This window comes from Alteromonas antoniana, assembly GCF_019249295.1.
Lineage (GTDB): Bacteria > Pseudomonadota > Gammaproteobacteria > Enterobacterales > Alteromonadaceae > Alteromonas > Alteromonas antoniana.
This window is the reverse complement of record NZ_JAESDH010000008.1, coordinates 154,550-179,461: the sequence shown is the minus strand read 5'-3', so window position 1 is coordinate 179,461 and position 24,912 is coordinate 154,550. Positions and strand designations below refer to the sequence as shown.

The following is a 24,912-nucleotide window of genomic DNA, read 5'->3' as shown; positions in this document are numbered from 1 at the left end:
GTTATTCAGTTAACGGCTGGGGTGCTGTTCAGACAGAAGGTAAAAAAAAACTGTCACATCACGGCCTTGCCGGTTATCAATTCAACGGATTTCCTCTATAATCCGCGCCGAAACACTCGTCAATCTCAGAAGCTACCAGTCTGCAACATTGCGTGGCTTCAAAACAACCAGGTAAAGCACTATGTTGGTCCTTCGAGGCGCTCCCGCACTGTCAGAGTTTAACCAAACTAAACTGATCACCAAGCTGGGTCAATCCGGCATCTCCATCAAAGGTATATATAGCGAATACGTTCATTTAGCCGAGACCCGCAAGGCGCTCTCTGACGACCACAAGGCTATCCTCGATAAACTACTCACCTACGGCCCGGCCAGACAAAGCCAGCAGCCGCAAGGAAAGCTGTTTTTCGTCACGCCTCGCCCCGGTACGATTTCGCCCTGGTCTTCAAAAGCCACGGATATCGCGCATAACTGCGCACTGGACGATATCGTTCGTATCGAACGGGGTTGCGCATACTATATCGATAGCGCAAAGCCTTTGACTGAAACCGAGAGCAGCACGGTAGCGGCGGCATTGCATGACCGTATGACGGAAGTGGTATTTCATTCTCTGGAAGAGGCTGATGTGCTGTTTGAACAGGCAGAGCCAAAATCTTTCAGTTCAGTCGATGTGCTAGGGAACGGCAAGCAGGCGCTCATTGATGCCAATATTGCCCTTGGCCTCGCGTTGGCTGACGATGAGATTGATTACCTGTTTGAAAGCTTTACTAAACTGGGTCGTAATCCTAACGATGTGGAACTGTATATGTTTGCTCAGGCAAACTCTGAGCATTGCCGCCACAAGATTTTCAACGCCAGCTGGACCATTGACGGCGTAGAACAGGATAAGTCCCTGTTCAAAATGATCAAAAACACGTTCGAGCGTTTCCCGGAACATGTTTATTCTGCTTACAAAGATAATGCCGCCGTGATGGAAGGCTGGGCTGCAGGGCGTTTCTTCCCGAATCCGCAAACCCACCAGTATGAATTCAATCACGAAGATATCGACATTCTGATGAAAGTCGAAACGCACAATCACCCGACGGCAATTTCTCCGTTCCCGGGGGCGGCGACAGGTTCTGGCGGTGAAATTCGCGATGAAGGAGCAACAGGCCGTGGCTCTAAACCTAAAGCGGGACTGGTGGGCTTCAGCGTTTCTAACCTCAATATACCAGGCGCTGAGCAACCCTGGGAAGCCGCTTACGGTAAACCTGAGCGCATTGTCAGTGCACTGGATATTATGATCGATGGCCCGCTGGGTGGCGCGGCATTTAATAACGAATTTGGCCGCCCGAATCTGTTGGGGTATTTCCGTACCTACGAACAGGAAGTGGCCAGTTTCAATGGCGTGGAAGTACGTGGTTACCATAAGCCGATTATGCTGGCTGGTGGTCTGGGCAATATCCGTCGTTCACATATTGAGAAAGGTGAAATCACGGTGGGTGCCAAGCTGATCGTACTGGGCGGCCCGGCGATGAATATCGGCCTGGGCGGTGGCGCGGCGTCGTCTATGGCGTCAGGCCAGTCTAATGAAGATCTGGACTTTGCCTCAGTACAACGCGATAACCCGGAAATGGAGCGTCGCTGTCAGGAAGTGATCGATGCCTGCTGGCAGTTAGGTGACAATAATCCCATTCAGTTTATTCATGATGTTGGTGCGGGAGGGTTGTCTAATGCGCTACCTGAACTGGTGAACGACGGTGAGCGCGGCGGGCGTTTTGAGCTTCGCAATGTGCTGTCTGACGAGCCGGGAATGACGCCACTTGAGCTGTGGTGTAACGAGTCGCAGGAACGTTATGTCATGTCCGTAGCGGAAAAAGACTTACCAGTATTCGAAGCCATATGTCATCGAGAGCGTGCGCCATTTGCCGTCGTTGGTGAAGCGACAGCTGAGCCACATCTGCTGCTTAACGATTCGCACTTCGATAATCAGCCTATTGATATGCCGCTGGATGTGTTGCTGGGCAAGCCGCCTAAAATGCATCGCGATGTCACCTCTGCACAATCAGCCTCCGTAGAATTAGACCGCGACGGAATGACAGTGGAAGACGCGGTCAAACGTATACTGGCGCTGCCAACTGTAGCGGAAAAGACGTTTCTTATCACCATCGGTGACCGGTCAGTCACTGGTCTTGTGAGCCGTGACCAGATGGTTGGACCCTGGCAGGTGCCGGTGGCAGATGTCGCGGTAACCGCCACAGCTTTCGATACCTACCATGGTGAAGCTATGGCGATGGGCGAGCGTACGCCAGTGGCATTATTGTCGCATGCTGCGTCAGCACGTCTGGCCGTAGGTGAATCGCTGACGAACATTGCTGCTGCGCCCATTGGCGATTTAAAGCGCATTAAACTCTCTGCAAACTGGATGGCTGCCGCTGGCCATCCGGGTGAAGATGCTGGTCTTTATGAGGCAGTTAAAGCCGTAGGTGAAGAGTTATGTCCTGCGCTTGGGCTGACGATCCCGGTAGGAAAAGACTCAATGTCTATGAAGACGGCATGGCAGGATGAATCAGGTGATAAATCGGTGACGTCACCGTTATCGCTGGTGATCTCTGCCTTTGGCGCGGTCACCGATATCCGTAAGACTGTGACGCCACAGTTACGCACTGATAAAGGGGACAGCCGCCTTATTCTGATTGACTTAGGCTGCGGAAAAAATCGCCTGGGCGGAAGCTGTCTGGCGCAGGTGTACGGCCAGCTGGGTACTCAACCTGCCGATGTCGATTCACCTGAGCTGTTGGCAAACTATTTTAACGCTGTGCAGAAGCTGGTTGCCCAAGGGCTGGTGCAGGCCTATCACGACCGCTCCGACGGCGGGCTGTTTACCACCGTGGCCGAGATGGCATTTGCCGGAAACACGGGGGTGTCCGTAGAACTGGACACGCTTGGCAGTGATGATCTGTCGGTGTTGTTCTCAGAAGAGCTGGGTGGCGTGATTCAGGTCAAAGCAACTGACGTAGAAGCTGTTAACGCGGTTCTTAAGGATTATGGCCTGTCTGCAATGTCACACGATATTGGCACGCTGAACGATTCGGATACGGTTGTGTTTACCCGTAATGGCAACCCAGTGGTTAGCGATAGCCGGGTTAGTCTGCGCATGCAATGGGCTGCGACAACTTATGAGATGCAACGTCTTCGTGATAATCCTGCCTGTGCAGATGAAGAGCATGAAGCGAAAAAAGATGCCGCTAACCCGGGCTTACATGCCGCACTGACTTATGACGTGAACGAGGATGTGGCAGCCCCGTTTATTGCCAAAGGCACTAAGCCTTCGGTGGCGATACTACGCGAGCAGGGCGTAAATTCACATCTGGAAATGGCGGCGGCGTTTACCCGAGCAGGCTTCAATGCGATTGATGTGCATATGAGTGATGTGCTGCAGGGACGTGTTGACCTGGCGCAGTTCCAGGGGCTGGCTGCCTGCGGTGGCTTCTCTTATGGTGACGTGCTGGGCGCAGGTGAAGGCTGGGCGAAATCTATCTTGTTTAATGCTCGGGCTCGTGATGCATTTGAAGCCTTCTTTACTCGCCAGGACACGTTTAGTCTCGGCGTATGTAATGGCTGCCAGATGTTATCTAACCTGAAGTCCCTTATCCCTGGCACCGAGCACTGGCCACACTTTGTGACCAACCAGTCAGCACGATTCGAAGCGCGTGTGGCCATGGTTGAGGTACAATCTTCCAACTCGGTATTACTGCAGGGTATGGAAGGGTCACGTATGCCTATCGCCGTATCGCACGGAGAGGGCCAAGCTGAGTTTAAAACCCAAAGCGCCATTGCAGCGGTGAATGAACAGCAGCAGGTTGCTTTGCGGTATATCGACAACTACGGCAAGGTCACTAACCAGTATCCGGCGAACCCAAATGGGTCACCGGAAGGGATCACCGGACTGACGTCTGCGGACGGACGCTGTACGATTATGATGCCGCACCCTGAGCGTGTATTCCGAACAGTAGCGAACTCATGGCGACCAGATGACTGGCAGGAAGACGGTGCCTGGATGCGTATGTTCAGAAATGCCAGAGTTTTTGTAGGATAAATTGAACTTCTTACTGATGACAGGGTCGAAAAAACCAACAGATGCCTTGTCATCAGTTTATCGCTGAACTAAAGTAGGTGATTGCATGGAATGCGCTTGAGATACAAGGACTTGTGTTTGTTGGGTGAAATTATCTTTGCATTGCGCAAGGTAATATAACAATAAGAGACGAATATGAATCGTTCATCAAAAGGGTTTGGGTTAACCGGGGTGGCTATCGCCGTACTGCTAATGATCGTTACTGCAGTTTTTAGTTCCTCTGCGCGTTCAGCAGAAATAACCTCTACACCAACCAGTTTGACGTCGATTAACTAATCTGCGCTGATATACCGCCAGCTATCTACCTTGTCAGCTTATGGCAGGATTTGTTGCGTTCTGAATAAACCACAAATAGCGCAGCTTAGCGTTATTTTCAGTTTTTCCATTGTCTTAAATAGTGGCTCAACGGCCAACCCATCCCGGGTTGCGACTCTGCGTTTTCCTGTTTACGCGACTTTTCATAAAATCGTTCAGCGATTAGGGCAGCTTTTTTACGAAAGCCGTTGCCTCAGAGGTTGATTATAATTTTTCGAACTGGTCACGCAGCTATTATATCGAGGCTTTACCCTCTGCGGTTTTTTTCACGATTAATGAGTTTCTGTTCCGGATGCTTCTTGAGAAGGGCATAGGTGGCACCCAAGCCACCGTGAGCAGGCTGTGCGGAGTGAAACGCAATCACCTCTTCAAGCTCTGATAGCCAGTGGTTAACGTAACTTTTCTTCAATGCCGGGAAAGGCTGACTCTGCTCACCGCGACCATGCTGAATAAGCACTGCGCGGCACCCTTTTTCATGACAGCGGCCAAGGCTCTCATAAAGGTGTTGGCTGGCTTCTTTAAGTGTTAATCCCTTTAGTGAAATGCGTTGTTCAATGTCATATTTGCCCAGGCGCAAATTTTTAAATACGCCGTCCTGGATCCCTGCCTGCTGGAAGCTGAGAAAGTCATCAGGTTTCACAGGCGTTACATTCTCCAGTGTCAGTGGATTAAAGGTACTTTTCTGAGTCGCAAGATGAAGTTTTGCACGCTTTTGCTTATCCGCGATCCGTGCTTTGGGGTCATGCAGGTTGATGGTGTCATTTTTCGCGAGTGGTTTAACATCACCCATCTCTTCCATAAAAGACTGAAGATCATCTGCTTGGTTTGATGTAGACATACAATACCTCTGACATGCTATAGGCGAATTGTGTGAAAGCAGGGAAACAAAGTCAACGCTGTGTTGTGTTATCAGGTACGTAGTGAAACCGGATTTGTTCAGTTCAGAGAAGGCGGGGGGAATTTAGAAATCCAATTGGTTCCGTGTTACGTTGAATGTGTACGTACAAAAAAAGAGAAAAAACATGAAGCCGATTCAATATCTTATTAGCTTGCTGTTGCTATGTGTCTCATTTCAGACGACAGCGCAGTCTGATACAGCGACACAGGACGATGTCTGGACTGTTGGAACAAAAGTGGCACCGCCGTTTGTGATTAAGAATGAGCGGGGTGAGTTTGAAGGGATCAGTATCGATCTGTGGAAGCGGATTGCCGAAAAAGAAGGTATTGAGTACCAGTTCAAAGAAGCGTCGTTAGCAGGCTTACTTGAGGGACTGAATAACGGGCAGTTGAATGCCTCCGTCGCCGCACTAACAGTGAATGCGCAACGTGAAAAAGAAATCGACTTCACTCACCCCTACTATACAACCGGACTCGCCATCGCTGTGCCGCTGGAAGAGGATCGACTTATGGCAGCAATATCCGGTTTCTTCTCCTGGGAGTTTTTTGCCGCATTGTCAGGACTGTGCTTACTATTACTTGGGGTAGGCGCTCTGCTTTGGTTGTTCGAACGAAAGAAAAACGCTGAGATGTTCGGGGGCTCGACTTCACAGGGGCTTGGAGCAAGTTTCTGGTGGGCCGCTGTGACGATGACAACGGTTGGCTATGGCGATAAGGCACCCACTACGCTCGGTGGACGGATAATCGGATTTGTCTGGATGTTCGCGGCAATTATCATTATCAGTAGCTTTACGGCTGCTATTGCTACCAGCCTTACGGTCAGCCAGCTAAGCTCATCTGTTGAGGGGGTTAACGACCTTCCGGATGTGCGGGTCGGGACGCTGGAAAATTCAGCCAGTGCTCTGTTCCTGAGTTCCCGGGATATCGGATACCGAAAAGTAAACAGCCTGACTGACGGGATTGCCGCGCTGGAAAATGGCAAACTTGATGCGCTGGTATACGACAAACCCATTCTGCAATACCTGGTAAATCAGGCGGAGTCAGACACCATACAAATTTTGCCTGATGTGATTGAGCGTCAGGATTATGCCATTGCGTTACCTGAGAAAAGTACGCAGCGAGAGCGTTTAAACACCACTTTGCTGGAAGTGATAGAGGAAGATAGCTGGGAGGATACCGTAGAGTCCTACCTTGGTCAGCAGTAACTTTGCTGAGAACATGACTTACACAACACGGTAGCGTTACTCAGCTATCACCGGAGACTTGCTTAGATGAGCTGGGAACAGTAATTCCCAGCTTCTCCTCTGCTAACGTGACAAGCTTTTTATCGATAGGGGGTGGTGAAATGTCGACCCCTTCACGCAGCGCTGACACCAGCGTTTTTAGTACCTCAACCCTGGCAAACCATTTATGTTCGGCGGGGATCAGGTGCCAGGGCGCCTGTACTGTATCTGTTTTTGAAAACATGGCATCAATAGCCTGCTCATAGTCTTTCCGCTTTCCACGGTTTCTTACGTCCTCTTCAGTCAGTTTCCAGCGCTTATGCGGGTTATGCAGACGCTCCTCAAACCGTTTCAATTGCTCTTTTTCCGAAATGTGCAGGAAAAGTTTTACAATGCGCACGCCATCGTCGCAAAGCAGTCGTTCAAATTCATTGATTTCCTGATACGCACGTTGCCACTGAGTTGGGCTTGCTAGCCCCTCAACGCGTTCGACGAGTACCCGGCCATAATAAGAGCGGTCAAAAATTGTCATCGTGCCGGGAACGGGTAGTTTGGTATAAAAGCGGTATAGATAATGACGCCCGTTTTCCTCTTCGCCCGGCGCGGCGATGGGATACACCGTAAACCCTCGCGGATCCAGCTTGCTTGTGAGGCGGCGTATTGCACCGCCTTTGCCTGCAGCATCCCAGCCCTCAAATACAATCACAGCGCGTCGTTTCTGATGATAATACGCCTGCTGTACATGCAGCAGCTTTCTTTGCCACTTCTTGAGCTGGGCTTTGTAATGCGCTTTGTCTTCAATATAGCCAAATGCGCCGTGTGATTTCACACTGAGACCGCTGTCACGTAAGGTGACTGGTGTTGGCAAATGGTTGATATGCGCCCCCTGATTACGGTATGCCGTTCTTTAAAATATACAACGCCAGACAGTTCCTGCCCATTTTCTCATGTTGTCAGCACCGTAAAACGACAGATACAGTTAAAAGATAGGGGAGATGGGGAGAGAAAGTGAACTCTGGTTGAGGTAAGAAATGAATGTATTGCGCCTTTTTATTCACCGCGAACAAGAGCGATGCGCGCAGTGACAAGGTGTACGGTTGACGAAAAGGAAGGTAGTAACCGGCTCTGTCAGCTTGGTGATAAACGTGTTCAGCAGATATTATGGCCGGGTAACGGTAAAGGCGAATGTAATAAGGGCGTGCTCAGGACATGCAGATGATGGCGGGTCCCAAATTCGTTTACGCGAAAATCGGAGCCTGGCGTCCCCACCGCGACTTGAACGCAGATCTAAAGCTTAGGAGGCTCTTGTTTTATCCAGTTAAACTATGGGGACACGGCGCTATTATAACTAGCTGACAGCAAAGGGAAAGTCCCCAGCGCTTTCATTTTTCCAGACAGTCACCGTGTGAGTGAGAATGAAGTCATAAGAGTGGCTTGCCCGTTAAATCCGGGCACAGGCTTTTCGGTTATATGGGTCAGACAAGTAATCAGCGCTTAGCTACAAAGTCATTCGGTTGGATATTCGCCAGAACGACACCATCCGCAGCCTCAACCGTTGCGGTATCGGCGTAAGCACTTACCACTTTGACTTTACCCGGATAAATATTGTACTGAATAAAGCTCTGTCCGAAAGCATCCTGAATTTGTCGTGTCTGATATAGAAACAGTTCATCACCTACGCTGATGCCGTGGTCACGGCCCAGCGACACCTGGACACGGTCTCCTGCAACCTGAATAACGCGCCCTGTTAGTGGCTGACAGGATACCGCTTCTTCAACATCGCGCACGATATCCTCAAGTGTATTGTCCAGCGCACTGCCATATTGTGATTGCCAGAAACGGCCTGCAGTGACGTCCACCTGAGCAAAGCGGTCAAAGTCCCACCCCGCTTCCAAATCGTATTGTTTTTCCAGCAGTACACCGCCGTTCATACCATCGACCAGCCGCATGGTGAAGCCAAATTGACGGTAGGCAGAATCATCTTTCCAGAACGCCAGAGAAGAATGCTGTGGTCGATATACGCTGAGATCAGTGATGATCCCTGTCAGTACATATTGGGTTTTACTCTGGCGGGCTAAAACCGGCGCCTGACCAAGTACAGCATCATCGTTCCAGTGCGCAGTATAAGGGGCAATGTGCTGCAGTGACACCGCATCAGAAAAATGCGTAAACTGGCGCTGCAGCCTGACTGCCAGTACCTCAGACAGCGATTGTAATTGTCCGTCCTGGGCCTGCTGACGGTGCAGGATAGGGTAGTAACTGGTAGATAAGGTGCGGCGATAGTCATGCGTATTACATTGATTTGTTTGCGGGAATATATCGGCGCGTACGCTTACCGTTACATAGTTGTCGTGCCAGGTTTCGTTAATAAGCTCTACCTGAGACACTTCTCCCGAGGCGCGTATTTGCAGCTCATCATTGCTTAATAGTCCGTTAGTCAGCGTCTGAACGCTCTTTACTGACGCGCCTGAAAACAACATCGCCTGTTTAAGTGCTTCTTGTGTGGCTTTCTGGCGGGCCATGGCTTTATCACCGTTAACCACTACAGCCTGACCTTTTGCCTCGAACCATGCGGCAGAGGCTTGCCACGCCGGCAGCATCAACAGGCATAATAGGGCGAGTTGTCGCCATACGGTTGAGATTTTATAAAGCACATCACTCATTATGAGATACCGATTCTGATCATTAAAACGTTATCCGCACATCGACAGCTAACGTCTGCTGTAGGTTGTTTGCGGGCACCGTGTCAGCGCTTCGCCGCCACTGCGACAGAGCCGCTTTCATTTCAATACGATTTTACTTGCACAAAGTATTCCCAAATTGCATGTCGACAAAATAGAAATATGGCGGGCACAAATATTGCTATCCAGTTATTGCTAAGCGAGTTGGCACTATGACTAAAAAAACGGTATTTAGGGTGGCGAAACACCAGCAGGTGAGCGAACAGTTATGATCGTAAAAATAGTAAAACTTATTCGTCTTTCAGTTATGTCTGGAGCGATTGTCACTTCAGTAGCTTTAACGGGTTGCAGTTCTCTGGTAGACAAGCATGTTGAATGGGAAACGGTAGAGCCGGAGTCCTATCCGGTGTTGACGGCAGTGGGTTATGCGCCAATAGAAAGCCAGAGAGGCGATACTGATAGCGTGCGCTCACTTATGGCGATGAGAGCGTCAAAGCTTGACGCATACCGTGAGCTTACTGAGCAGGTGTATGGACAACGAATCGAAGGAAACGAAACGCTTGCCAATCTTGTGGTAAACAATACCCGTCTGGAGGCATCCGTTGAGGGCGTTATTCGTGGCGCAAAAGTAGTCAAAACGTATGCTGTAGGTGAGGACACTTACGCCACTGAACTTGAACTGGATATGCAGCGCGTCTATGACATCTATTTAACCACTGCGAAACCAAGACGAATAAAAGAAGTGCGTTATTACTAGAGCCTGTTAATCTTTGGCCACTGCCCACAGGGTTGGAGCTAAAACGCCCTACTACTGCGTTATCAGCCGCTTATTTGGATTGCCAAACCACGCTGCTTCTGCTTTGTATTAGGGCGTTTTAGCATCCAACATAAATACTGAACAAAGATAAACAGGCTCTAGTCGTTGTCTTTGGGTTTGATATACAAAAAAAGCGCCGTCTGGCGCTTTTTTTTAGAATGGATTTCTTCAGGCGCTGACGCCGGGTCCGAGACCGGTACCTTTTGGCTTGCCACTTTTGTCGTAAGTGAGAGATTCTTTTGCGCGGACTTCCAGCATAAGGTTTCTGAGGTGCGTCAAGCGTAGCTGGCCCTGTTCCACGGCTTTTTGATTGATTTCAGTTCGGTACTGACAGTCTTCTAACAGTACTTTAGCCTTATCAATACCCTGTTCAACGTCATCGGTCAGCGCATCGTTCTGTTTCGCGTCCCGGTAAAGCGGGTCGATGCGGTTGTCTGTCTCACCAATGGCTTCTAACGTTAACTCTTTCTCTTTGAGCAGAGACATCAACGACTCAGCATCACGGGTACTTATCAAATGCAATTCCTGCTCGAGCAGCGATGAAAGCTGACTCAATTGTTCCACTTGTTGTTCGACGAGTGATTGCAGAGATTGCGTCATAAATTACCTAAGATTTGATGCCGAAAATTTCAGATTCCAGTCGCGCTATCTTTTTCGCCAGCACTTCTGGGTTAACCTGATACTCACCACTCTGGATGGCTTTCTTCAGTTTATCAACTTTTTCCTGGTTAACCGGCGCTTCAGTGCCTTTTTTCTGCACTTGATTCAGCTGTTGTGCAGACTGAGTTAACGACACAGAATCCTGACGAGGCGCAGCAGTTGTTGCGCTCTTAGCTGCAACCTGTTGCTGAGCTGCCTGATTTTGCGTTTGCTGATTAACCTTATTGTCTAACGGTGTCTTCGGGACCCCGTTATTGTTATTCACATTATTAATTGCCATAAAGAAATTCCACTACCTTTTTACACCTCAGTTAGTATATCGGCAGGCATGTGTGTTTCTTTAGCAAATTTTCATCTCTGTCTAAAGAACAGCGTTTGTCGTAACGATGCCCGAATATCAAAGGCTGACGACCACTTCCTGCGCACTGGCCACTTCGGCGATGACGGCTTTCTGTGAGTTTGCATTCACTACCTGGATCGTGTCTCCCACAACACCATCCTGCTTAGCAATACCCGCCGTTTTCACCTGCATACCAGACAAGTTAGCGCTTATTGTAATACGGTCGCCCTTACAAACAAAGCATAGCATGTTTGACTGCACCGGCTGACCGTCACGAACTCGACGTTTCATTCTGGCACCGACTAGCGCATCTATATCAGTATAGGCGGTGTGGCGAAGTCGGTTTACATCGATATCGGCCGCCTGCAGATTTTCTGAAGTCAGCACGGTACCCGGACTAATCATGCCTGAGGTAACAATAACCTGACGCGTACGGTTCACGTGCGCACTGGTGAATAAATACCAGTCATTGTTCCGGCAGCTGACGCGAACGGAAATATAAGACTGGCTAAGAGAAGCCTGGTCGGCATTGTAACTGAAACCTTCCGGGCAGGCAGGAATGGCAATGCGCTCATCAATATCAACGATCTCCACATTGACTTTGGTGTCGGCATTGTCCGATCCGAGCTCTGACATCAAATAGGCTTTTGCACCATCCTGCACTTTCTGATGCTGGCTTTTTCCGGCACTCGCCGCTTGCGCTGTAAAAGCGGTTAGCAAGAGTATTGCTGCGGATCCGATGATATTTCGGGTCAATAATTGGCAATTAACTTTTTTCATATCCACTTTTTCGTGTTCAGTTGGTGTCATTTTGTCTATGATTACTAAAGCACAGTCAGGCAATGAGGTTTTGCGCTGCTCCAAACGGCCTGCTACATTGCTTGAAAGCGCGCGCATGCAAAGCGTCACTTTTTTGGCGATGTTTAGTAATCAGCATGTTGTTAAGGTACAAACGCAATGATCGTGCCCATAATTTTAGAGGTGACGTATGTCGGGAATTCTTGATTCCGTAAACCAGCGAACACAGTTAGTCGGACAGAACCGGCTTGAGCTATTGCTGTTTCGTTTGAATGGCCGTCAACGCTTCGGCATTAACGTATTTAAAGTAAGAGAAGTACTGCAGTGTCCGCCTCTTACCTCTATGCCTAAGTTGAATAAGCTGGTAAGAGGGGTCGCCCACATCCGCGGGCAAACCATTTCTGTTATTGATCTGAGTATGGCCACTGGTGGCCGTAGAATTGAGGATCTTTCGACCGCATTTATCGTGATAGCCGAATACAATCGCTCAGTACAGGGGTTTTTGGTAGGCGCCGTAGAGCGCATCATCAACACCAACTGGGACTCTATTATGCCTCCCCCACAAGGGACAGGGCGCGCCAGTTACTTAACAGCAGTCACCGAAGTGGAAAACGAGCTCATTGAGATCCTTGATGTGGAAAAAATACTCAATGAAATTTCGCCGCTTAATGCAGATGTCAGCGCAGAAGTCGCTGCGGGCCTGACGACGGAAGGTAATGAAGATAAAATTATCTTTATTGCCGATGATTCAGCGGTGGCGAGGAATCAGGTGAAAAAAGCCCTTACCTCGCTAGGGCTGGAAATTGAGCTGGCAAAAAATGGCCTTGAAGCGCTCAAACGTCTTAAACAGATCGCTGAGGAATATGGTGATGTCACAAACCGCGTGGGCGTACTGGTTTCAGACATAGAAATGCCTGAAATGGATGGGTACACCTTAACTGCGGAAATCAAAAATACGCCAGAGCTGCAGAAGCTGCACGTGGTGCTACATACCTCGTTAAGTGGGGTTTTCAACCAGGCGATGGTTCAGAAAGTTGGCGCAGATGACTTTATTGCGAAATTTCACCCGGATGAGCTGGCAACAGCCGTTCAGAAATGGCTGGTCAAAAAAGACGACTAGCGGAGTTTCATTGGATTGAAAAATAAAGAAGTGTCGGCCGAAAATTATCGTGCTTTCGGTCGTTTCCTGGAACAGCAATGTGGCATTGTACTGGGAGAAAATAAGCAGTACCTGGTCAGGAGCCGGTTGTCTTCGCTGCTCTATCAATATGATTTTGACGATATTGATACGTTGATCGATACCACCGTCAGGGGGCATCGCCGTGATCTGCTACAAAGCGTAGTCGATGCCATGACGACAAACGAGACGTTGTGGTTTCGGGATGGCTATCCGTTTGATTTACTGATACGCCAACTGCTGCCCGAATTTGCCGCAAAAAACCGCAGGCTTCGAGTCTGGAGTGCCGCTTGCTCGTCCGGGCAGGAGCCTTACTCAATTGCCATGTCGTGTCTTGAGTATCAGCGACGTAACCCCGGCGCACTGCGGGCAGGGGTGGAAATCGTTGCCACCGATTTGTCATCGGCCATGTTAGCAAAGTGCGAGCAAGGGCTGTATGACGAGTTATCACTTGCACGGGGCTTGTCAGCAGAAAGGCGGCAACAATATTTTGACGTTCATGCCAGCGGCATGATGCAGGTGAAGCCGGAAGTACGTCGAATGGTGTCATTTCGTAGTCTGAACCTGCTGCACACCTACACCGGGCTGGGCCGTTTCGATATCGTATTCTGTCGTAATGTACTGATTTACTTTGCGCCGGAGATAAAACAAAAGATACTGCAACAAATTGCCGCTCAACTGCAGCCCAGCGGCATCCTTTTCCTCGGCGCGTCGGAATCCATCAGTAGCGCCAGCGATTTATTCAGTATGGTGAAGTGCCACCCAGGCCTTTACTACCAAAGAAAATCATAATCTTACCTTCTTAAAAGCTCCTCTTTGGTTCTTGTTGGCATCACCTTTGCAAAGCTGGTACTGAATGAGGAGTTTTTATCATGGCAATTAATCTCGACAAACTTGTTGGCTTTCATCAAAAGGCGTTAAGTCTTCGCACTGACAGAATGGAAGTGATCTCGGGTAACCTGGCAAACGCAAACACGCCAGGCTATAAGGCCAGAGACATTGATTTTAACAAAGCGATGCAGTCTGCGCGTGCCAGTCAGCGCCAGGACCTGGTGAAAACTCACGAGAACCATATTTCCGGCTCAATGGCATCCAATAGCTTCCTGGAATATCGCGTACCAACGCAACCGGATACCGGTGACGGTAATACCGTAGAAGTTCAGGCAGAGCGGAACCGTTTCCTGGATAACGGACTGCGCTATCAGGCCAGCCTTGAATTTCTCAACGGAAAGATCAAAGGCATGAAGAAAGCACTTGGCTCCGGTGGAGGGCAATAAGAATGAGTTTATTTGATGTAATGGCCATTTCCAGTACGGGGATGGAGGCAGAAAACGTCCGGTTGAATACCACGGCCAGTAATATTGCTAATGCGAACAGTATCAGCAGTAGTTACGAAGAGACTTATAAAGCACGTCACCCCGTATTTGCCGCAGAGATGCAGCGGGCGAATGAATACCAGTCCAAAGGGACTGGGGTGCAGGTGAAAGGGATAGTTGAGAGTGATGCACCACTGCAGGTGGAGTACGCGCCGAACAATCCGATGGCTGATGAAAATGGCTACATTTACAAGCCCAACGTCAACATCGTTGAAGAAATGGCAAATATGATGTCAGCATCGAAAGCTTACGAAACGAATGTACAGGTAGCAGATACCACGAAGCGTATTTTCCGTCGTGTCCTGCAACTTGGTCAGGGTCAGTAATCCGCCTTAGCGATATGAGGAAAGAAACGTGGATAGCATAACGAACAATGGCCTGAAAACTGACCTCTACTGGCAGGAAGAGAAGGTAAAGGTCGCCGATGGTTCAGAGCAAAAGCTCAGTCAGGAAGATTTTTTCTCGATGCTGACTGAGCAGTTGTCCAATCAGGACCCCACCAAGCCAGTAGACAACGATCAAATGGTTGCGCAGATGACGTCCTTCACGATGGCCGACGGTATCTCCCAGCTTAATCAGAAGTTTGATTCATTTGCCGCGTCTATGACGTCGAATCAGGCCCTACAGGCCTCCAGCCTGATTGGTCAGAATGTGCTGGTAGAGGGCAATGTCGGGCATATGGCGTCAGAAGGTGCTGGATTTTCTGGTGTCGTGGTGAATGAAGAAACCGCACAAAACATGAAAATTACGATACAAAACCAGTATGGCGAAGTGGTAAAAACCATCGATGCCGGCACCCAGGCGGCAGGCAACATTCAGTTTAACTGGGATGGTACTGACGCACGCGGCAATGCTATGCCGCCCGGTGATTATGTGATTAGCGCTACGGGTGAAGTCAATGGTGAGGGGACACAAATTGCCACCGCCGTAAATCGTCACGTTGGTAGTGTGAGTCTGGCCGGAAGTGGTCAGGGTGTTATTTTGAATTTGGATGGTGATGTCAGTATCAGTCTCGATGACGTCATCCAGATCGGCAGTTAGCAGGAGAAAGTAAGTTATGTCTTTTAATATTGCACTGAGTGGCGTATCTGCCGCACAAAAAGATTTGGATACCACGGCGAACAACATCGCCAACGTCAATACGGTAGGCTTTAAAGAATCCCGTGCAGAGTTTGGCGACGTTTATGCCGCTTCGCTTCTGGCTGGCGGTAAAACCAAGGTAGGAGACGGTGTCTTAACCCAGGAAGTCGCTCAGCAGTTTACCCAGGGTAGCCTGCAGTTTACCAATACGGCACTGGATTTGGCGATTACCGGTAATGGCTTTTTCGCGACGGTACCTGAAATCACGTCACGTGACTTCTCTTTTACCCGTGCAGGTCAGTTTAAACTGGATAGTGACAACTTCGTAGTCAATAGTAACGGCGACAACTTGTTGGGCTTCCCGGTTAACACCGACGGTACCAGTGCGTCAGTTGCGTTAAGTACGACTGTGCCGGTGCGTATTCCTGACTCGTCGGGCTCTCCTCAGCAGACCTCTGAAGTTGATATTCGTATGAACTTGCCTGCGGGTGACACGGGCCTGGATCCTGCAGCGTTTGATCCGGAAGATCCGCTTACCTATAACGCGGCAACATCAGTCACCGTTTACGATTCACTGGGCGACAGCCACGTTATGACGTATTACTTTATAAAAGATAATGCAGCAACGGTAGATAATGAATGGTACGTTGCCACCGCTGTTGACGACCAGCTAGTGGATATGACCAACTCTGACGGTTCGAATTCTGACCCTACTACTGCAGTCCATACCATGGGCACAAGTACCGGTAATAGCGTTACCGCAGCAAAACTGCAGTTTAGCCAGGGCGGTGACTTCATTGGAATTGAATCGGCTGATGGTATCTCTACGCCTGACTTTAAAATTTCTACAGAAGCGTTAGGTGCCTCTATTCTGGCGAATGGTTCAGATCCTTCGCAGCAGATTAGCATAGACTTTAACCTTGACCCGGCCAGCGCCACACCAAACGAACCTACACAGTTTGCCTCTGCCTTTGAAGTGACTTCATTAGAGCAGGATGGTTTACCGGTAGGACGTCTGACAGGCATCGATATCGGGCCGGATGGTCTGGTACGAGCGACGTTCTCTAACGGTACATCAGAGCCCATCGTTCGGGTGGCGCTGGTTCGCTTCTCTAACGAGCAGGGCCTGACTCAGGAAAGCAGTACGCAGTGGAAAGAAAGTATTCTTTCCGGCGAAGCGCTAGCGGGTGAAGCGACGACCGGTACGTTTGGTGAAATCAATTCATCAGCACTGGAGCAGGCGAACGTTAACCTGACCACCGAGCTTATCGATATGATCATCGCACAGCGTAACTTCCAGGCGAACTCACGTGCATTGGAAGTGAATAACCAGCTTAACCAGACAATCCTGAATATTCGATAATCGGTTATCCTGAGAATGTAAGGACCGCCGTTGCGGTCCTTTTTATTGCCGCATTTCTGGGGTGACAAACATTGCCGCCTTGCCGCCTTCGGGCGTCTGCAACAGTGATATTTTGTTGTTATATCGATTTTCTTCTCTTACTGTGTTTACGATAAAAACGCTTTAATTTCATGCGCCTGCTGCAAGTTCTGGCAGCCACCTTCCCCTGACTATGTGAGCCATTTTAACCTTGGCACTGCCTTTGCAGTACTTATAGTAATCATTCACATAACCGTCAAAAGTCAGTCATGGATAATTTTCTCTACATTGCTGCAAGCGGCGCTAAACAAGATTTATTAGGCACCGGGTTGCGGGCGAATAATCTGGCAAATGCGCAGACTACCGGGTTCAAAGCACAACTGGAGCAGGCCCGGGCAATGCCGGTATATGGTGAAGGCTTGCCTAGCCGCGTGTTCTCTATGACCGAGAGCCCGACAAATAACTATGAATCCGGTCCGATGATCCAGACAGGTCGTGAACTGGATGTCGCGATACAGGGCGATGGTTGGTTTACTGTTCAGGACGCCAATGGTCAGGAAGCGTATTCCCGTGACGGGAGTTTTCAGCTGGGCCCTGACGGAATGTTGACGGATATGCATGGAAATATGGTGATGGGCGATAACGGGCCCATCTTTTTACCGGTTCCATTGGATAATCTCAGTTTTGCCAGTGACGGCACGATATCGGTTCGCCCGGTAGGCGCCCCGGAGAATGTCTCAGAAGAAGTCGGGCGCCTTGGGTTGGTCAAACCGGATTACCGTGACATGGAACGTGGCAATGATGGTCTCTTCAGAATGAAAGACGGCACTCAGGCCCAGCAGGATGTGACCGTGCAGATTGGCTCAGGCATGCTGGAAGGTTCTAACGTGAATGCCGTCGATGAAATGGTCAATATGATAAGCCTGCAACGTCATTACGAAATGCAGGTGAAGATGATGAAACAGGCACAAGAGCTTGATACCCGCGGCAATATGCTGCTTCGCATAATTTAATGAGTAATACATAAGGCGCGAGAAGCGACCTTAGGAGGTAACTATGCATCCTGCATTGTGGATAAGTAAAACCGGTCTGGACGCGGCACAAACCGATGTGTCTGTGGTATCGAACAACCTGGCTAACGCCTCAACCGTGGGCTTCAAAAAAGACCGCGCGGTGTTTGAAGATTTGCTGTACCAGAATATTAATCAGCCAGGTGGCCGTTCGTCTGCAGACACCGAGTTACCATCGGGACTGATGCTGGGGTCGGGCTCTAAAGTTGTAGCAACGCAAAAAGCCCATACTCAGGGCAACATGTTAACCACTGAAAATGCGCTGGATATGTCTATTCAGGGCCGTGGTTACTTTGAAATACTGCAGCCGGACGGCACTATCGCCTATACCCGCAATGGTCAGTTTACGCTGAATGATCAGGGCCAGATAGTGACACCGGGAGCCGGCTTCTTACTGCAGCCGGAAATCGCGATCCCTGAGGATGCCCAGCAAATTACTATCTCACAGGATGGCGAAGTGTCTGCCACCGTGCGTGGACAGGCTGAACCTCAGGTACTGGGTCAGATTAACATTTCCGACTTTATCAACCCGACAGGCTTGCAGCCAACAGGGCAGAATCTGTTTGTCGAAACCGCTGTCAGTGGCGCGCCAATTCAGGGTATTCCGGGCCTTCAGGGCTTAGGCACCATCGCGCAGGGTACCCTGGAAACCTCAAACGTTAACGTTACCGAAGAGCTGGTGAATCTGATTGAAAGCCAGCGCTTATATGAGATGAACTCCAAGGTGATTTCATCGGTGGACCAGATGCTTGGTCAGGTGATTCAGCAGCTTTAATGGGTAACATCATGCGTACGGTTATTTTCGTTTTTATCAGTGCTTTTTTGACGGCCTGCGCCAGCACCAGTCAGCCGCCGGTGCAGGCGAACGACCCTACTTTTGCACCGGTCGTACCGGACTATCCGCGCGATCAGATTGTGGAAGATGGTGCGTTGTTTCGGCCCTATATGGCAAACAGCCTGTATTCGGACGTAACGGCGCGCAGGGTCGGAGACATCATTACAGTGACGTTGAGCGAAAATACCAATGCCTCCAAGTCAGCAGGAACGCAAACCTCACGTGATACCGGCGTCGATCTTCAGCCTATTACCGGATTGGGTGGAAATGCCATTAATCTGGGCGGTGAGTCTATCCAGCTGGGTGTTAACGCCTCCAACGATTTTACCGGTGATGCCCAGGCCAGCCAGAGCAACAGCTTAAACGGAAGTATTTCTGTGACGGTTGTCGATGTGCTTCCGAACCAGAATCTGGTTATCCGTGGCGAAAAATGGCTGACCTTAAATCACGGTGACGAATACATCCGACTGACAGGCATTATCCGCTCTGCCGATGTCTCGCCTGATAACGAAATACTTTCTACCCGCATTGCTAACGCACGCATTCAGTACAGCGGTACAGGCTCGTTTGCCCGTTCGCAGGAAAAAGGCTGGCTGGCAAAATTCTTTTCATCTGAATGGTGGCCGCTGTAGAGGTGCCTATGAAACTGTTATCCCTTGGAATGTTGTTACTGGCTGTGGTCTGCTCACCACTGGTGAATGCCCAGCGCATCAAAGATGTCGCCAGTATTCAGGGCGTGCGAGCAAACCAGCTGGTGGGTTATGGGCTGGTTGTAGGCTTGCCGGGTACGGGTGAACAAAGCCCGTTCACCGAACAGAGCTTCAGAACGATGCTGAGCAATTTCGGTATCAGCCTGGATTCTAACGTCAAACCCAAGATTAAAAACGTGGCCGCAGTCGCGGTTCACGCAGAATTACCGCCTTTTGCCAAGCCAGGCCAAACTATCGATGTGACTGTCTCATCGGTAGGTGAAGCAAGCAGCCTGCAAGGCGGCACATTGTTGCAGACCTTTTTAAAGGGGGTTGACGGGAAAGTGTATGCCGTCGCGCAAGGCTCGTTGATTGTTAGTGGGTTTGGTGCTGAGGGAAATGACGGATCACGAATTGTGGTAAATACCCCCACAGTCGGGCGAATTCCCAACGGCGCGCTGGTGGAACAAACGGTACCGAGCGGCTTCGCGAACGGCGATTCGCTGACGTTGAATCTTCACTATCCTGATTTTTCCACAGCCAAACGCCTGGCTGACACCATCAACGAAAAGCTTGGCGCGCAGCCAGACCAGGGCTACTCCATTGCCACACCGTTAGATGCGGCCTCAGTCAGAGTGACTGCACCGCGCGATGTCGGTCAGCGGGTCGGTTTTCTGGCAACGCTGGAGAACTTTCAGTTTGAACCTGCCGATGCACCAGCACGGGTTGTTATTAACAGCCGGACCGGCACGATTGTCATCGGCCAGGACGTGCGATTGCTTCCTGCCGCGATTACTCATGGTGGTCTGACGGTGACGATTTCTGAAAATCAGCAGGTATCACAGCCCAATGCGTTAGCTGATGGCGATACTGTGGTCACTACGCAGTCTATTATCGATGTTGATTTGGCTGACAGCAGAATGTTCAAGTTTGAGCCGGGCGTGACACTGGATCAGTTAGTGCGCGCTGTTAACGAAGTGGGCGCAGCCCCCGGTGATCTGATGGCAATATTAGAAGCATTGCGTCAGGCTGGCGCGTTGCGCGGCGAGCTGGTGATTATCTGATGGACGCATTAAGCACAAAATCACAAATGGAAATGGCGAGGAACGTTCACGACCTCGGCAGTATCAACTCTATGCGTGAGGCCATTGCCTCCGGCGATGAAAAAGTGCTTGAAGAGGCCGCACATCAGTTTGAAGCGATTTTTGTTCAGATGATGCTGAAGTCTATGCGTAAAGCGCAGGATGCGCTGGCAGATGAAGACAGTCCCTTCAATTCACAGCAGGTAAAATTCTACCGCGACATGCATGATCAGCAGCTGGCGACGGACTTGTCGTCGGGTGGTGGTTTAGGGCTGGCAGATCTCATAATTAAACAGCTGGGTCAGAAGGACGAAAACTACGTGCCCGGAAGTGTGATCCGAAGCGACGGCAACCTGGCGTCACTGAACCGTGCCCGTGAGCACGCAGTAACACAGGCGACTAACAATGTCATGGAATCGAGCAGCAAAGGCTCATCCAGTGCGTATAAAGCCGCTATGTTTGACTCGCCTGAACAGTTTATCGAAACGCTGCGTCCTCATGCCGAAAAGGCAGCAGCAACACTCGGCGTCGATCCTAAAGCGATTATTTCTCAGGCAGCAGTCGAAACCGGTTGGGGTCAGTATGTAATCCATGACGGCAGTGGCAAGGCGACAAATAACCTGTTTGGTATTAAAGCCAATCATCACTGGCAGGGTAAGCAGGCGGTTGTCGATACTATTGAGTTTGATGCTGGCGTGCCTTCCAGACAAAAAGCAGCATTCCGGGCGTATGATTCAATTGGAGAAGCGCTGGATGATTACGTGAAGTTTTTGTCTTCACAACCCCGTTACCAGAACGCGGTCGCCAGTGGCGAAGATGCGGCACGGTACGCTGAGTCTTTACAGCAGGCAGGCTATGCAACCGATCCGGCGTACGCAGAAAAAATTATGTCGGTGTATCATAGTGATCGCATGCAGGGAATGATGCCATGATGAGAACGGTTGATTTATTCTCTATTGCTAGCAGTGGCGTTAATGCCAGTAATAAGCTGATCCAGACTACCGGTAATAACATTGCCAATGTGAATACCGAAGGCTACGTCAGAGAGCGCACCATTCTTGAAAACAGCAATGTTTATGGTGTGGGTGTAGGTACCACGGAGCGTGTAATCAGTGTCTTTGCGCAAAATCAGTTGCGCCGGGATATTACGCAGGTTGGCGAGCTTGAAGCCTTCACTGAGAAAACTCTGGCGCTGGATAACATGCTGGCAAATGAGGGGAATTCCCTGTCCGAAGGCCTCAGTAAATTTTTTGCGTCGCTGCAAACTGCCGCTGACGATCCGACAAACCTTGCCTCAAGAGAACAGGTTCTCGGGGAAGGAAAAGCGCTGCTTCGCCGAATGGATACCTTATCTGACTTCATGCAGGCAAAAGAAAAAGAACTGAATTTAGAGTTTACCAGTCAGGTAAACCGCGCTAACAGCCTGATTAAGAATATCGGAGAGCTCAACGAGGCGATACTTGTTGCCAAAGGTAATCAGGGCGGCAATCAACCAACTGCCTTATTAAACGAGCGTGACAACGCCATAAACGAGCTTGCCGGCATCATGTCAATTGATGTCAGAGACAGCCTCACCCAGAGTGGTGCCGTAACGGTAAACCTGACCTCAGGGGAGTCGCTGGTGCTGGAAGATGGCTCGTTTAATATTTTTGAGTTAGGCAGTGATGCTGATCTGACGTTTAAAGAACTCGAGTTATCCACCAACTTTACCGGCGCAAAAGCCAATACGACACTGAACGTATTGGAAGAAGAGCTGGGCGGCAGCCTCGGCGGTCTTTTCCGTTATCGTAATGACATTCTTGGTCCGGCGCAGCGTGATATTGGTCAGCTTTCACTGGCATTTGCTGATGCGATGAATCAGCAAAACAAGCTGGGTATGGATATGGATGGCCAGCTCGGTAGTAATTTATTTACGCTGCCAACGTTTCAGGGACTGAATTACGAAGGAACACCCGATAACCTGCCAGTGCTGGGACAAGTGACAGCAGGCAAAGGTGAAGCGCTAACGGATGCGGATTATAAGATTACCGTGGCTACCGTGAGCGGGGGAGTGCCGACATCTGTGAATGTAGAACTGCTTAACAGTGACGGTACACCCAAACTGGATGCCTCAGGCGCTGCGGTTACTTACCCAGGCATTGCCATCACAGCAGGCTTCACGGAGTTACCCGGGGGGATAGAGATAGATTTTACAGCGGCCTCAGGTTACTCCGCGGGCGATGAGTTTCTGCTTCAGCCAACCAAGCGGGCGGCTTCAGAGATTACCATAGCAACCAGTCGACCTGAAGATTTGGCATTTGCATCACCGGTTCGGGTGCAGCCGGGCGCAAATAACCTGGGCGACGCTAAGGTGTTACAGGTAACGGTCACCAACACCGAGGTAGACGGCACACTGGGGGCAGATGCATCCGCTTTTAACGGCGCCGGTGGCATTCACGGTGTGGCAGGCTCGCCAAGTGCCACAGTCGGAGCGCCTGCTGAAATTGTATTTACCTCGCCGACCAGCTTTCAGGTGCTTGATGGAGAAAGTCCGGCTAATGTAATCACCAATGTGACAGGGGTGACCGATTACACCAATTTATTAGCGCAGGCCGAAGCCAGTGGCGCAGGCCCGGCGTGGCCTGCATCGTTCTCTGCGCTGAATGATTATCCCGGCTACGATATTAGTCTTGATGGGGTGCCGGTAGCCGGAGATTCCTTTTCACTGACCTATAACACAGATGGATTCGGTGACAATGCCAATGCGTTGTCAATGGCATCGCTTCAAAACGAAGGGCTGGTACAATTAAGCTCCGAAGCTACCAATAAACCGCGCACCATGCATGATGCTTACGCGTCACTAGTAGGAAGAATTGGAGAAGAAGCGTCTTCTGCCGATATCTCTTTGCAGGCGGCCGAAACCATGAAGGTGCAATCGGAAAACTGGTTCGACTCGGTATCCGGCGTCAGTCTGGATGAGGAAGCGGCGAACTTGATCCGCTTTCAGCAATCTTATTCGGCAGCGGCGCGTATTTTAAGTACGGCTCAGGATTTATTTAACACTATCTTACAGGCGGCAAGGTAAGTTACATGCGTATTTCAACCAACCAGATATATGATCAGAATATCCGTGCGATCATGGAAAATCAGCGTGGGTTGGCGGATACGCAGGAATCCCTGGCAACCGGTAAGAAGCTGAACCGTCCTTCTGATGATCCGGTTGGCGCGGCAAAAGTCATCCGCCTGACGGAAGAACTGGATCAGTTAAAGCAATATCAGCGCAACATTGATCTGGTTACCGGTTCGCTTGAGCAGCAGGAAGCGGTGCTGGATAACATTACCAGTGCGGCCAATCGCGCCCGCACACTAGCGTTGCAGGCGGGATCTGGCATCTTGTCAGATCCGGACCGTCGGGCTATTGGCGCGGAGATGGAGCAACTGCGTGACGAAGTGTTCGATTTGATGAACAGCCAGGATGCTGATGGTAACTATATTTTCGCCGGCTATCAGTCTCAGAATCAGGCTTTTACCCTCAACCCGGCAGCGGCAGGTAATGCGGTGACGTTTTCAGGAGATTCCGGTGAAAGCTTTGTGCAACTGTCTGACAGCACACGGATCCAAAGCACCAGCAGCGGTCAGGATGTGTTTGAGAATGTGCTAGCGCGCCGGAATTTTTCAATTACCCCGCCATCTACTGCCACGGTCACTGAGTCCAGGGTAGCAGAGCAGGGAACATTTGATACTTTTCACAAGAATAACTACGATCCCGTTACCCCGGCTAACAATGATTATCGCATAACCCTGCAGGCCGGTAATCAGGCGCAATTAACGAATGTTGGAACCGGTGCTGTGGTTGATACTGTCAGCTACAGCTCAGGTGAACCTTTTACCGTGAAAGGGATGCAGTTTACGTTAACGGGTGTCCCTGGCGATACGGTGGACTTTTCCTTAGACACACCGGAAAAAAAGAACCTGGCGCAAACTATTGATGATCTCTATCGCGTGCTCAGTAACGACACCAGCGGCCAGGATCTTCGCGAATCTTTAAGCGATGCGATTGTCGGTATTGATAACGCGATGGAAAAGATTGGTCTGGAGCGTTCTTCTATTGGTGGCCGCCTGAATGTCGCAGAGTCTATTTATGAAACCAATCTGGATTTAGAAATTGCCGCGAAAGAGTCACGTTCCTCTATTGAGGATGTTGACTACGCTGAAGCGTCAGCAGAATTTGCCAAGCAGGAAACTGCATTAAATGCTGCACTGGCAACCTTTCCACGTATTTCCGGATTGTCCTTATTCGACTTCCTTTAATACCACAATCCGTAAAAATGTGTGCTCACTTATAGACATTCCTTTTTCTCTGAGCTGATCACACATTATTTTGGATGGGTATAACAA

23 protein-coding genes and 1 tRNA gene are annotated in these 24,912 nt (G+C 50.0%); 17 read left to right on the top strand and 7 right to left on the bottom strand.

The genetic code is table 11. From position 1 onward, the window contains the following. Positions 1-181: 181 nt before the first annotated feature. Entirely contained in the window at positions 182-4,075 is a 3,894-nt protein-coding gene (gene purL, locus JKP77_RS09135; RefSeq protein WP_218310876.1) for a phosphoribosylformylglycinamidine synthase, read from the top strand. A 174-nt stretch (positions 4,076-4,249) separates the two neighbouring features. Next, positions 4,250-4,390, top strand: coding sequence for a hypothetical protein (locus tag JKP77_RS09130; protein ID WP_218310875.1), 141 nt, complete (start codon positions 4,250-4,252; stop codon positions 4,388-4,390). 286 nt (positions 4,391-4,676) lie between these two features. On the opposite strand, the gene smrA is transcribed toward JKP77_RS09130, so the two are convergent. Continuing rightward, positions 4,677-5,267, bottom strand: coding sequence for a DNA endonuclease SmrA (smrA, locus tag JKP77_RS09125; RefSeq protein WP_218310874.1), 591 nt, complete (start codon positions 5,265-5,267; stop codon positions 4,677-4,679). Between the two features lie 184 nt (positions 5,268-5,451). On the opposite strand from smrA, the gene JKP77_RS09120 reads away from it, so the two are divergent. After that, a complete protein-coding gene (locus tag JKP77_RS09120) occupies positions 5,452-6,531 on the top strand; it encodes a transporter substrate-binding domain-containing protein (protein ID WP_218310873.1) in 1,080 nt (359 codons plus the stop codon). A 40-nt stretch (positions 6,532-6,571) separates the two neighbouring features. On the opposite strand, the gene JKP77_RS09115 is transcribed toward JKP77_RS09120, so the two are convergent. The 3 genes from JKP77_RS09115 to JKP77_RS09105 all read right to left on the bottom strand — a co-directional run bounded on the left by JKP77_RS09115 (position 6,572) and on the right by JKP77_RS09105 (position 9,212). Beyond that, on the bottom strand, positions 6,572-7,378 hold the full coding sequence (locus JKP77_RS09115; protein WP_338024855.1) for a polyphosphate kinase 2 family protein: 807 nt from the start codon (positions 7,376-7,378) through the stop codon (positions 6,572-6,574). Positions 7,379-7,806: 428 nt separating this feature from the next. Further along, a tRNA-Arg gene (locus tag JKP77_RS09110) sits at positions 7,807-7,882 on the bottom strand. A gap of 154 nt (positions 7,883-8,036) precedes the next feature. Beyond that, a complete protein-coding gene (locus JKP77_RS09105; protein ID WP_218310871.1) occupies positions 8,037-9,212 on the bottom strand; it encodes a flagellar assembly protein T N-terminal domain-containing protein in 1,176 nt (391 codons plus the stop codon). Positions 9,213-9,498: 286 nt separating this feature from the next. Between JKP77_RS09105 and JKP77_RS09100 the strand changes: the two genes are divergently transcribed. Continuing rightward, positions 9,499-9,987, top strand: coding sequence for an LPP20 family lipoprotein (locus JKP77_RS09100; protein ID WP_218310870.1), 489 nt, complete (start codon positions 9,499-9,501; stop codon positions 9,985-9,987). Positions 9,988-10,215: 228 nt separating this feature from the next. On the opposite strand, the gene flgN is transcribed toward JKP77_RS09100, so the two are convergent. From flgN to flgA, 3 genes are all read right to left on the bottom strand, one after another. Continuing rightward, a complete protein-coding gene (gene flgN, locus JKP77_RS09095) occupies positions 10,216-10,647 on the bottom strand; it encodes a flagellar export chaperone FlgN (RefSeq protein ID WP_218310869.1) in 432 nt (143 codons plus the stop codon). A 7-nt stretch (positions 10,648-10,654) separates the two neighbouring features. Further along, a complete protein-coding gene (flgM, locus tag JKP77_RS09090) occupies positions 10,655-10,987 on the bottom strand; it encodes a flagellar biosynthesis anti-sigma factor FlgM (protein ID WP_218310868.1) in 333 nt (110 codons plus the stop codon). 117 nt (positions 10,988-11,104) lie between these two features. Further along, complete coding sequence (gene flgA, locus JKP77_RS09085; RefSeq protein ID WP_246601147.1) at positions 11,105-11,944, bottom strand: flagellar basal body P-ring formation chaperone FlgA; 840 nt, start codon at positions 11,942-11,944, stop codon at positions 11,105-11,107. Between the two features lie 91 nt (positions 11,945-12,035). Here flgA and JKP77_RS09080 point away from each other — a divergent pair, with 91 nt between their 5' ends. The 13 genes from JKP77_RS09080 to flgL all read left to right on the top strand — a co-directional run bounded on the left by JKP77_RS09080 (position 12,036) and on the right by flgL (position 24,825). Further along, on the top strand, positions 12,036-12,965 hold the full coding sequence (locus JKP77_RS09080; protein WP_218310867.1) for a chemotaxis protein CheV: 930 nt from the start codon (positions 12,036-12,038) through the stop codon (positions 12,963-12,965). Between the two features lie 15 nt (positions 12,966-12,980). Beyond that, positions 12,981-13,814 carry a CheR family methyltransferase gene (locus JKP77_RS09075; protein ID WP_218310866.1) on the top strand — a complete coding sequence of 278 codons (834 nt, stop codon included), beginning with the start codon at positions 12,981-12,983 and terminating at the stop codon, positions 13,812-13,814. Positions 13,815-13,894: 80 nt separating this feature from the next. Beyond that, positions 13,895-14,299, top strand: coding sequence for a flagellar basal body rod protein FlgB (flgB, locus tag JKP77_RS09070; RefSeq protein ID WP_218310865.1), 405 nt, complete (start codon positions 13,895-13,897; stop codon positions 14,297-14,299). A 2-nt stretch (positions 14,300-14,301) separates the two neighbouring features. Next, entirely contained in the window at positions 14,302-14,724 is a 423-nt protein-coding gene (flgC, locus tag JKP77_RS09065; RefSeq protein ID WP_218310864.1) for a flagellar basal body rod protein FlgC, read from the top strand. A 28-nt stretch (positions 14,725-14,752) separates the two neighbouring features. Further along, on the top strand, positions 14,753-15,439 hold the full coding sequence (gene flgD / locus JKP77_RS09060) for a flagellar hook assembly protein FlgD (RefSeq protein ID WP_218310863.1): 687 nt from the start codon (positions 14,753-14,755) through the stop codon (positions 15,437-15,439). Between the two features lie 16 nt (positions 15,440-15,455). Next, a complete protein-coding gene (gene flgE / locus JKP77_RS09055) occupies positions 15,456-16,841 on the top strand; it encodes a flagellar hook protein FlgE (protein WP_218310862.1) in 1,386 nt (461 codons plus the stop codon). 287 nt (positions 16,842-17,128) lie between these two features. Continuing rightward, positions 17,129-17,872, top strand: a complete 744-nt coding sequence (gene flgF, locus JKP77_RS09050) for a flagellar basal-body rod protein FlgF (RefSeq protein ID WP_218310861.1) — start codon at positions 17,129-17,131, stop codon at positions 17,870-17,872. A gap of 43 nt (positions 17,873-17,915) precedes the next feature. Further along, on the top strand, positions 17,916-18,704 hold the full coding sequence (gene flgG / locus JKP77_RS09045) for a flagellar basal-body rod protein FlgG (RefSeq protein ID WP_218310860.1): 789 nt from the start codon (positions 17,916-17,918) through the stop codon (positions 18,702-18,704). A gap of 11 nt (positions 18,705-18,715) precedes the next feature. Beyond that, positions 18,716-19,396 carry a flagellar basal body L-ring protein FlgH gene (flgH, locus tag JKP77_RS09040; protein ID WP_218310859.1) on the top strand — a complete coding sequence of 227 codons (681 nt, stop codon included), beginning with the start codon at positions 18,716-18,718 and terminating at the stop codon, positions 19,394-19,396. 8 nt (positions 19,397-19,404) lie between these two features. Then, a complete protein-coding gene (locus tag JKP77_RS09035) occupies positions 19,405-20,517 on the top strand; it encodes a flagellar basal body P-ring protein FlgI (RefSeq protein ID WP_218310858.1) in 1,113 nt (370 codons plus the stop codon). Continuing rightward, the gene (gene flgJ, locus JKP77_RS09030; RefSeq protein ID WP_218310857.1) at positions 20,517-21,467 is read left to right on the top strand and encodes a flagellar assembly peptidoglycan hydrolase FlgJ; all 951 of its coding nucleotides are present in this window, start codon (positions 20,517-20,519) and stop codon (positions 21,465-21,467) included. Before JKP77_RS09035 ends, flgJ begins: the two co-directional genes overlap by 1 nt. Further along, positions 21,467-23,599: a flagellar hook-associated protein FlgK gene (gene flgK, locus JKP77_RS09025; RefSeq protein ID WP_218310903.1), complete on the top strand. Its 2,133-nt coding sequence runs from the start codon at positions 21,467-21,469 to the stop codon at positions 23,597-23,599. The genes flgJ and flgK overlap by 1 nt, the downstream gene beginning before the upstream one ends. 5 nt (positions 23,600-23,604) lie before the next feature. Then, positions 23,605-24,825: a flagellar hook-associated protein FlgL gene (gene flgL, locus JKP77_RS09020; RefSeq protein ID WP_218310856.1), complete on the top strand. Its 1,221-nt coding sequence runs from the start codon at positions 23,605-23,607 to the stop codon at positions 24,823-24,825. Positions 24,826-24,912: the final 87 nt, after the last annotated feature.

Bases quoted from the DNA above. Each gene is read 5' to 3' on its own strand.
- flgG (WP_218310860.1), top strand. From the start codon at position 17,916: ATGCATCCTGCATTGTGGATAAGTAAAACCGGTCTGGACGCGGCACAA.
- JKP77_RS09105 (WP_218310871.1), bottom strand. From the start codon at position 9,212: ATGAGTGATGTGCTTTATAAAATCTCAACCGTATGGCGACAACTCGCC.
- flgK (WP_218310903.1), top strand. From the start codon at position 21,467: ATGAGAACGGTTGATTTATTCTCTATTGCTAGCAGTGGCGTTAATGCC.
- flgL (WP_218310856.1), top strand. From the start codon at position 23,605: ATGCGTATTTCAACCAACCAGATATATGATCAGAATATCCGTGCGATC.
- flgE (WP_218310862.1), top strand. From the start codon at position 15,456: ATGTCTTTTAATATTGCACTGAGTGGCGTATCTGCCGCACAAAAAGAT.
- flgJ (WP_218310857.1), top strand. From the start codon at position 20,517: ATGGACGCATTAAGCACAAAATCACAAATGGAAATGGCGAGGAACGTT.
- flgC (WP_218310864.1), top strand. From the start codon at position 14,302: ATGAGTTTATTTGATGTAATGGCCATTTCCAGTACGGGGATGGAGGCA.
- JKP77_RS09100 (WP_218310870.1), top strand. From the start codon at position 9,499: ATGATCGTAAAAATAGTAAAACTTATTCGTCTTTCAGTTATGTCTGGA.
- flgF (WP_218310861.1), top strand. From the start codon at position 17,129: ATGGATAATTTTCTCTACATTGCTGCAAGCGGCGCTAAACAAGATTTA.
- flgH (WP_218310859.1), top strand. From the start codon at position 18,716: ATGCGTACGGTTATTTTCGTTTTTATCAGTGCTTTTTTGACGGCCTGC.
- flgB (WP_218310865.1), top strand. From the start codon at position 13,895: ATGGCAATTAATCTCGACAAACTTGTTGGCTTTCATCAAAAGGCGTTA.
- flgM (WP_218310868.1), bottom strand. From the start codon at position 10,987: ATGGCAATTAATAATGTGAATAACAATAACGGGGTCCCGAAGACACCG.
- JKP77_RS09080 (WP_218310867.1), top strand. From the start codon at position 12,036: ATGTCGGGAATTCTTGATTCCGTAAACCAGCGAACACAGTTAGTCGGA.
- smrA (WP_218310874.1), bottom strand. From the start codon at position 5,267: ATGTCTACATCAAACCAAGCAGATGATCTTCAGTCTTTTATGGAAGAG.
- flgA (WP_246601147.1), bottom strand. From the start codon at position 11,944: ATGCGCGCGCTTTCAAGCAATGTAGCAGGCCGTTTGGAGCAGCGCAAA.
- purL (WP_218310876.1), top strand. From the start codon at position 182: ATGTTGGTCCTTCGAGGCGCTCCCGCACTGTCAGAGTTTAACCAAACT.
- JKP77_RS09035 (WP_218310858.1), top strand. From the start codon at position 19,405: ATGAAACTGTTATCCCTTGGAATGTTGTTACTGGCTGTGGTCTGCTCA.
- JKP77_RS09130 (WP_218310875.1), top strand. From the start codon at position 4,250: ATGAATCGTTCATCAAAAGGGTTTGGGTTAACCGGGGTGGCTATCGCC.
- flgN (WP_218310869.1), bottom strand. From the start codon at position 10,647: ATGACGCAATCTCTGCAATCACTCGTCGAACAACAAGTGGAACAATTG.
- JKP77_RS09120 (WP_218310873.1), top strand. From the start codon at position 5,452: ATGAAGCCGATTCAATATCTTATTAGCTTGCTGTTGCTATGTGTCTCA.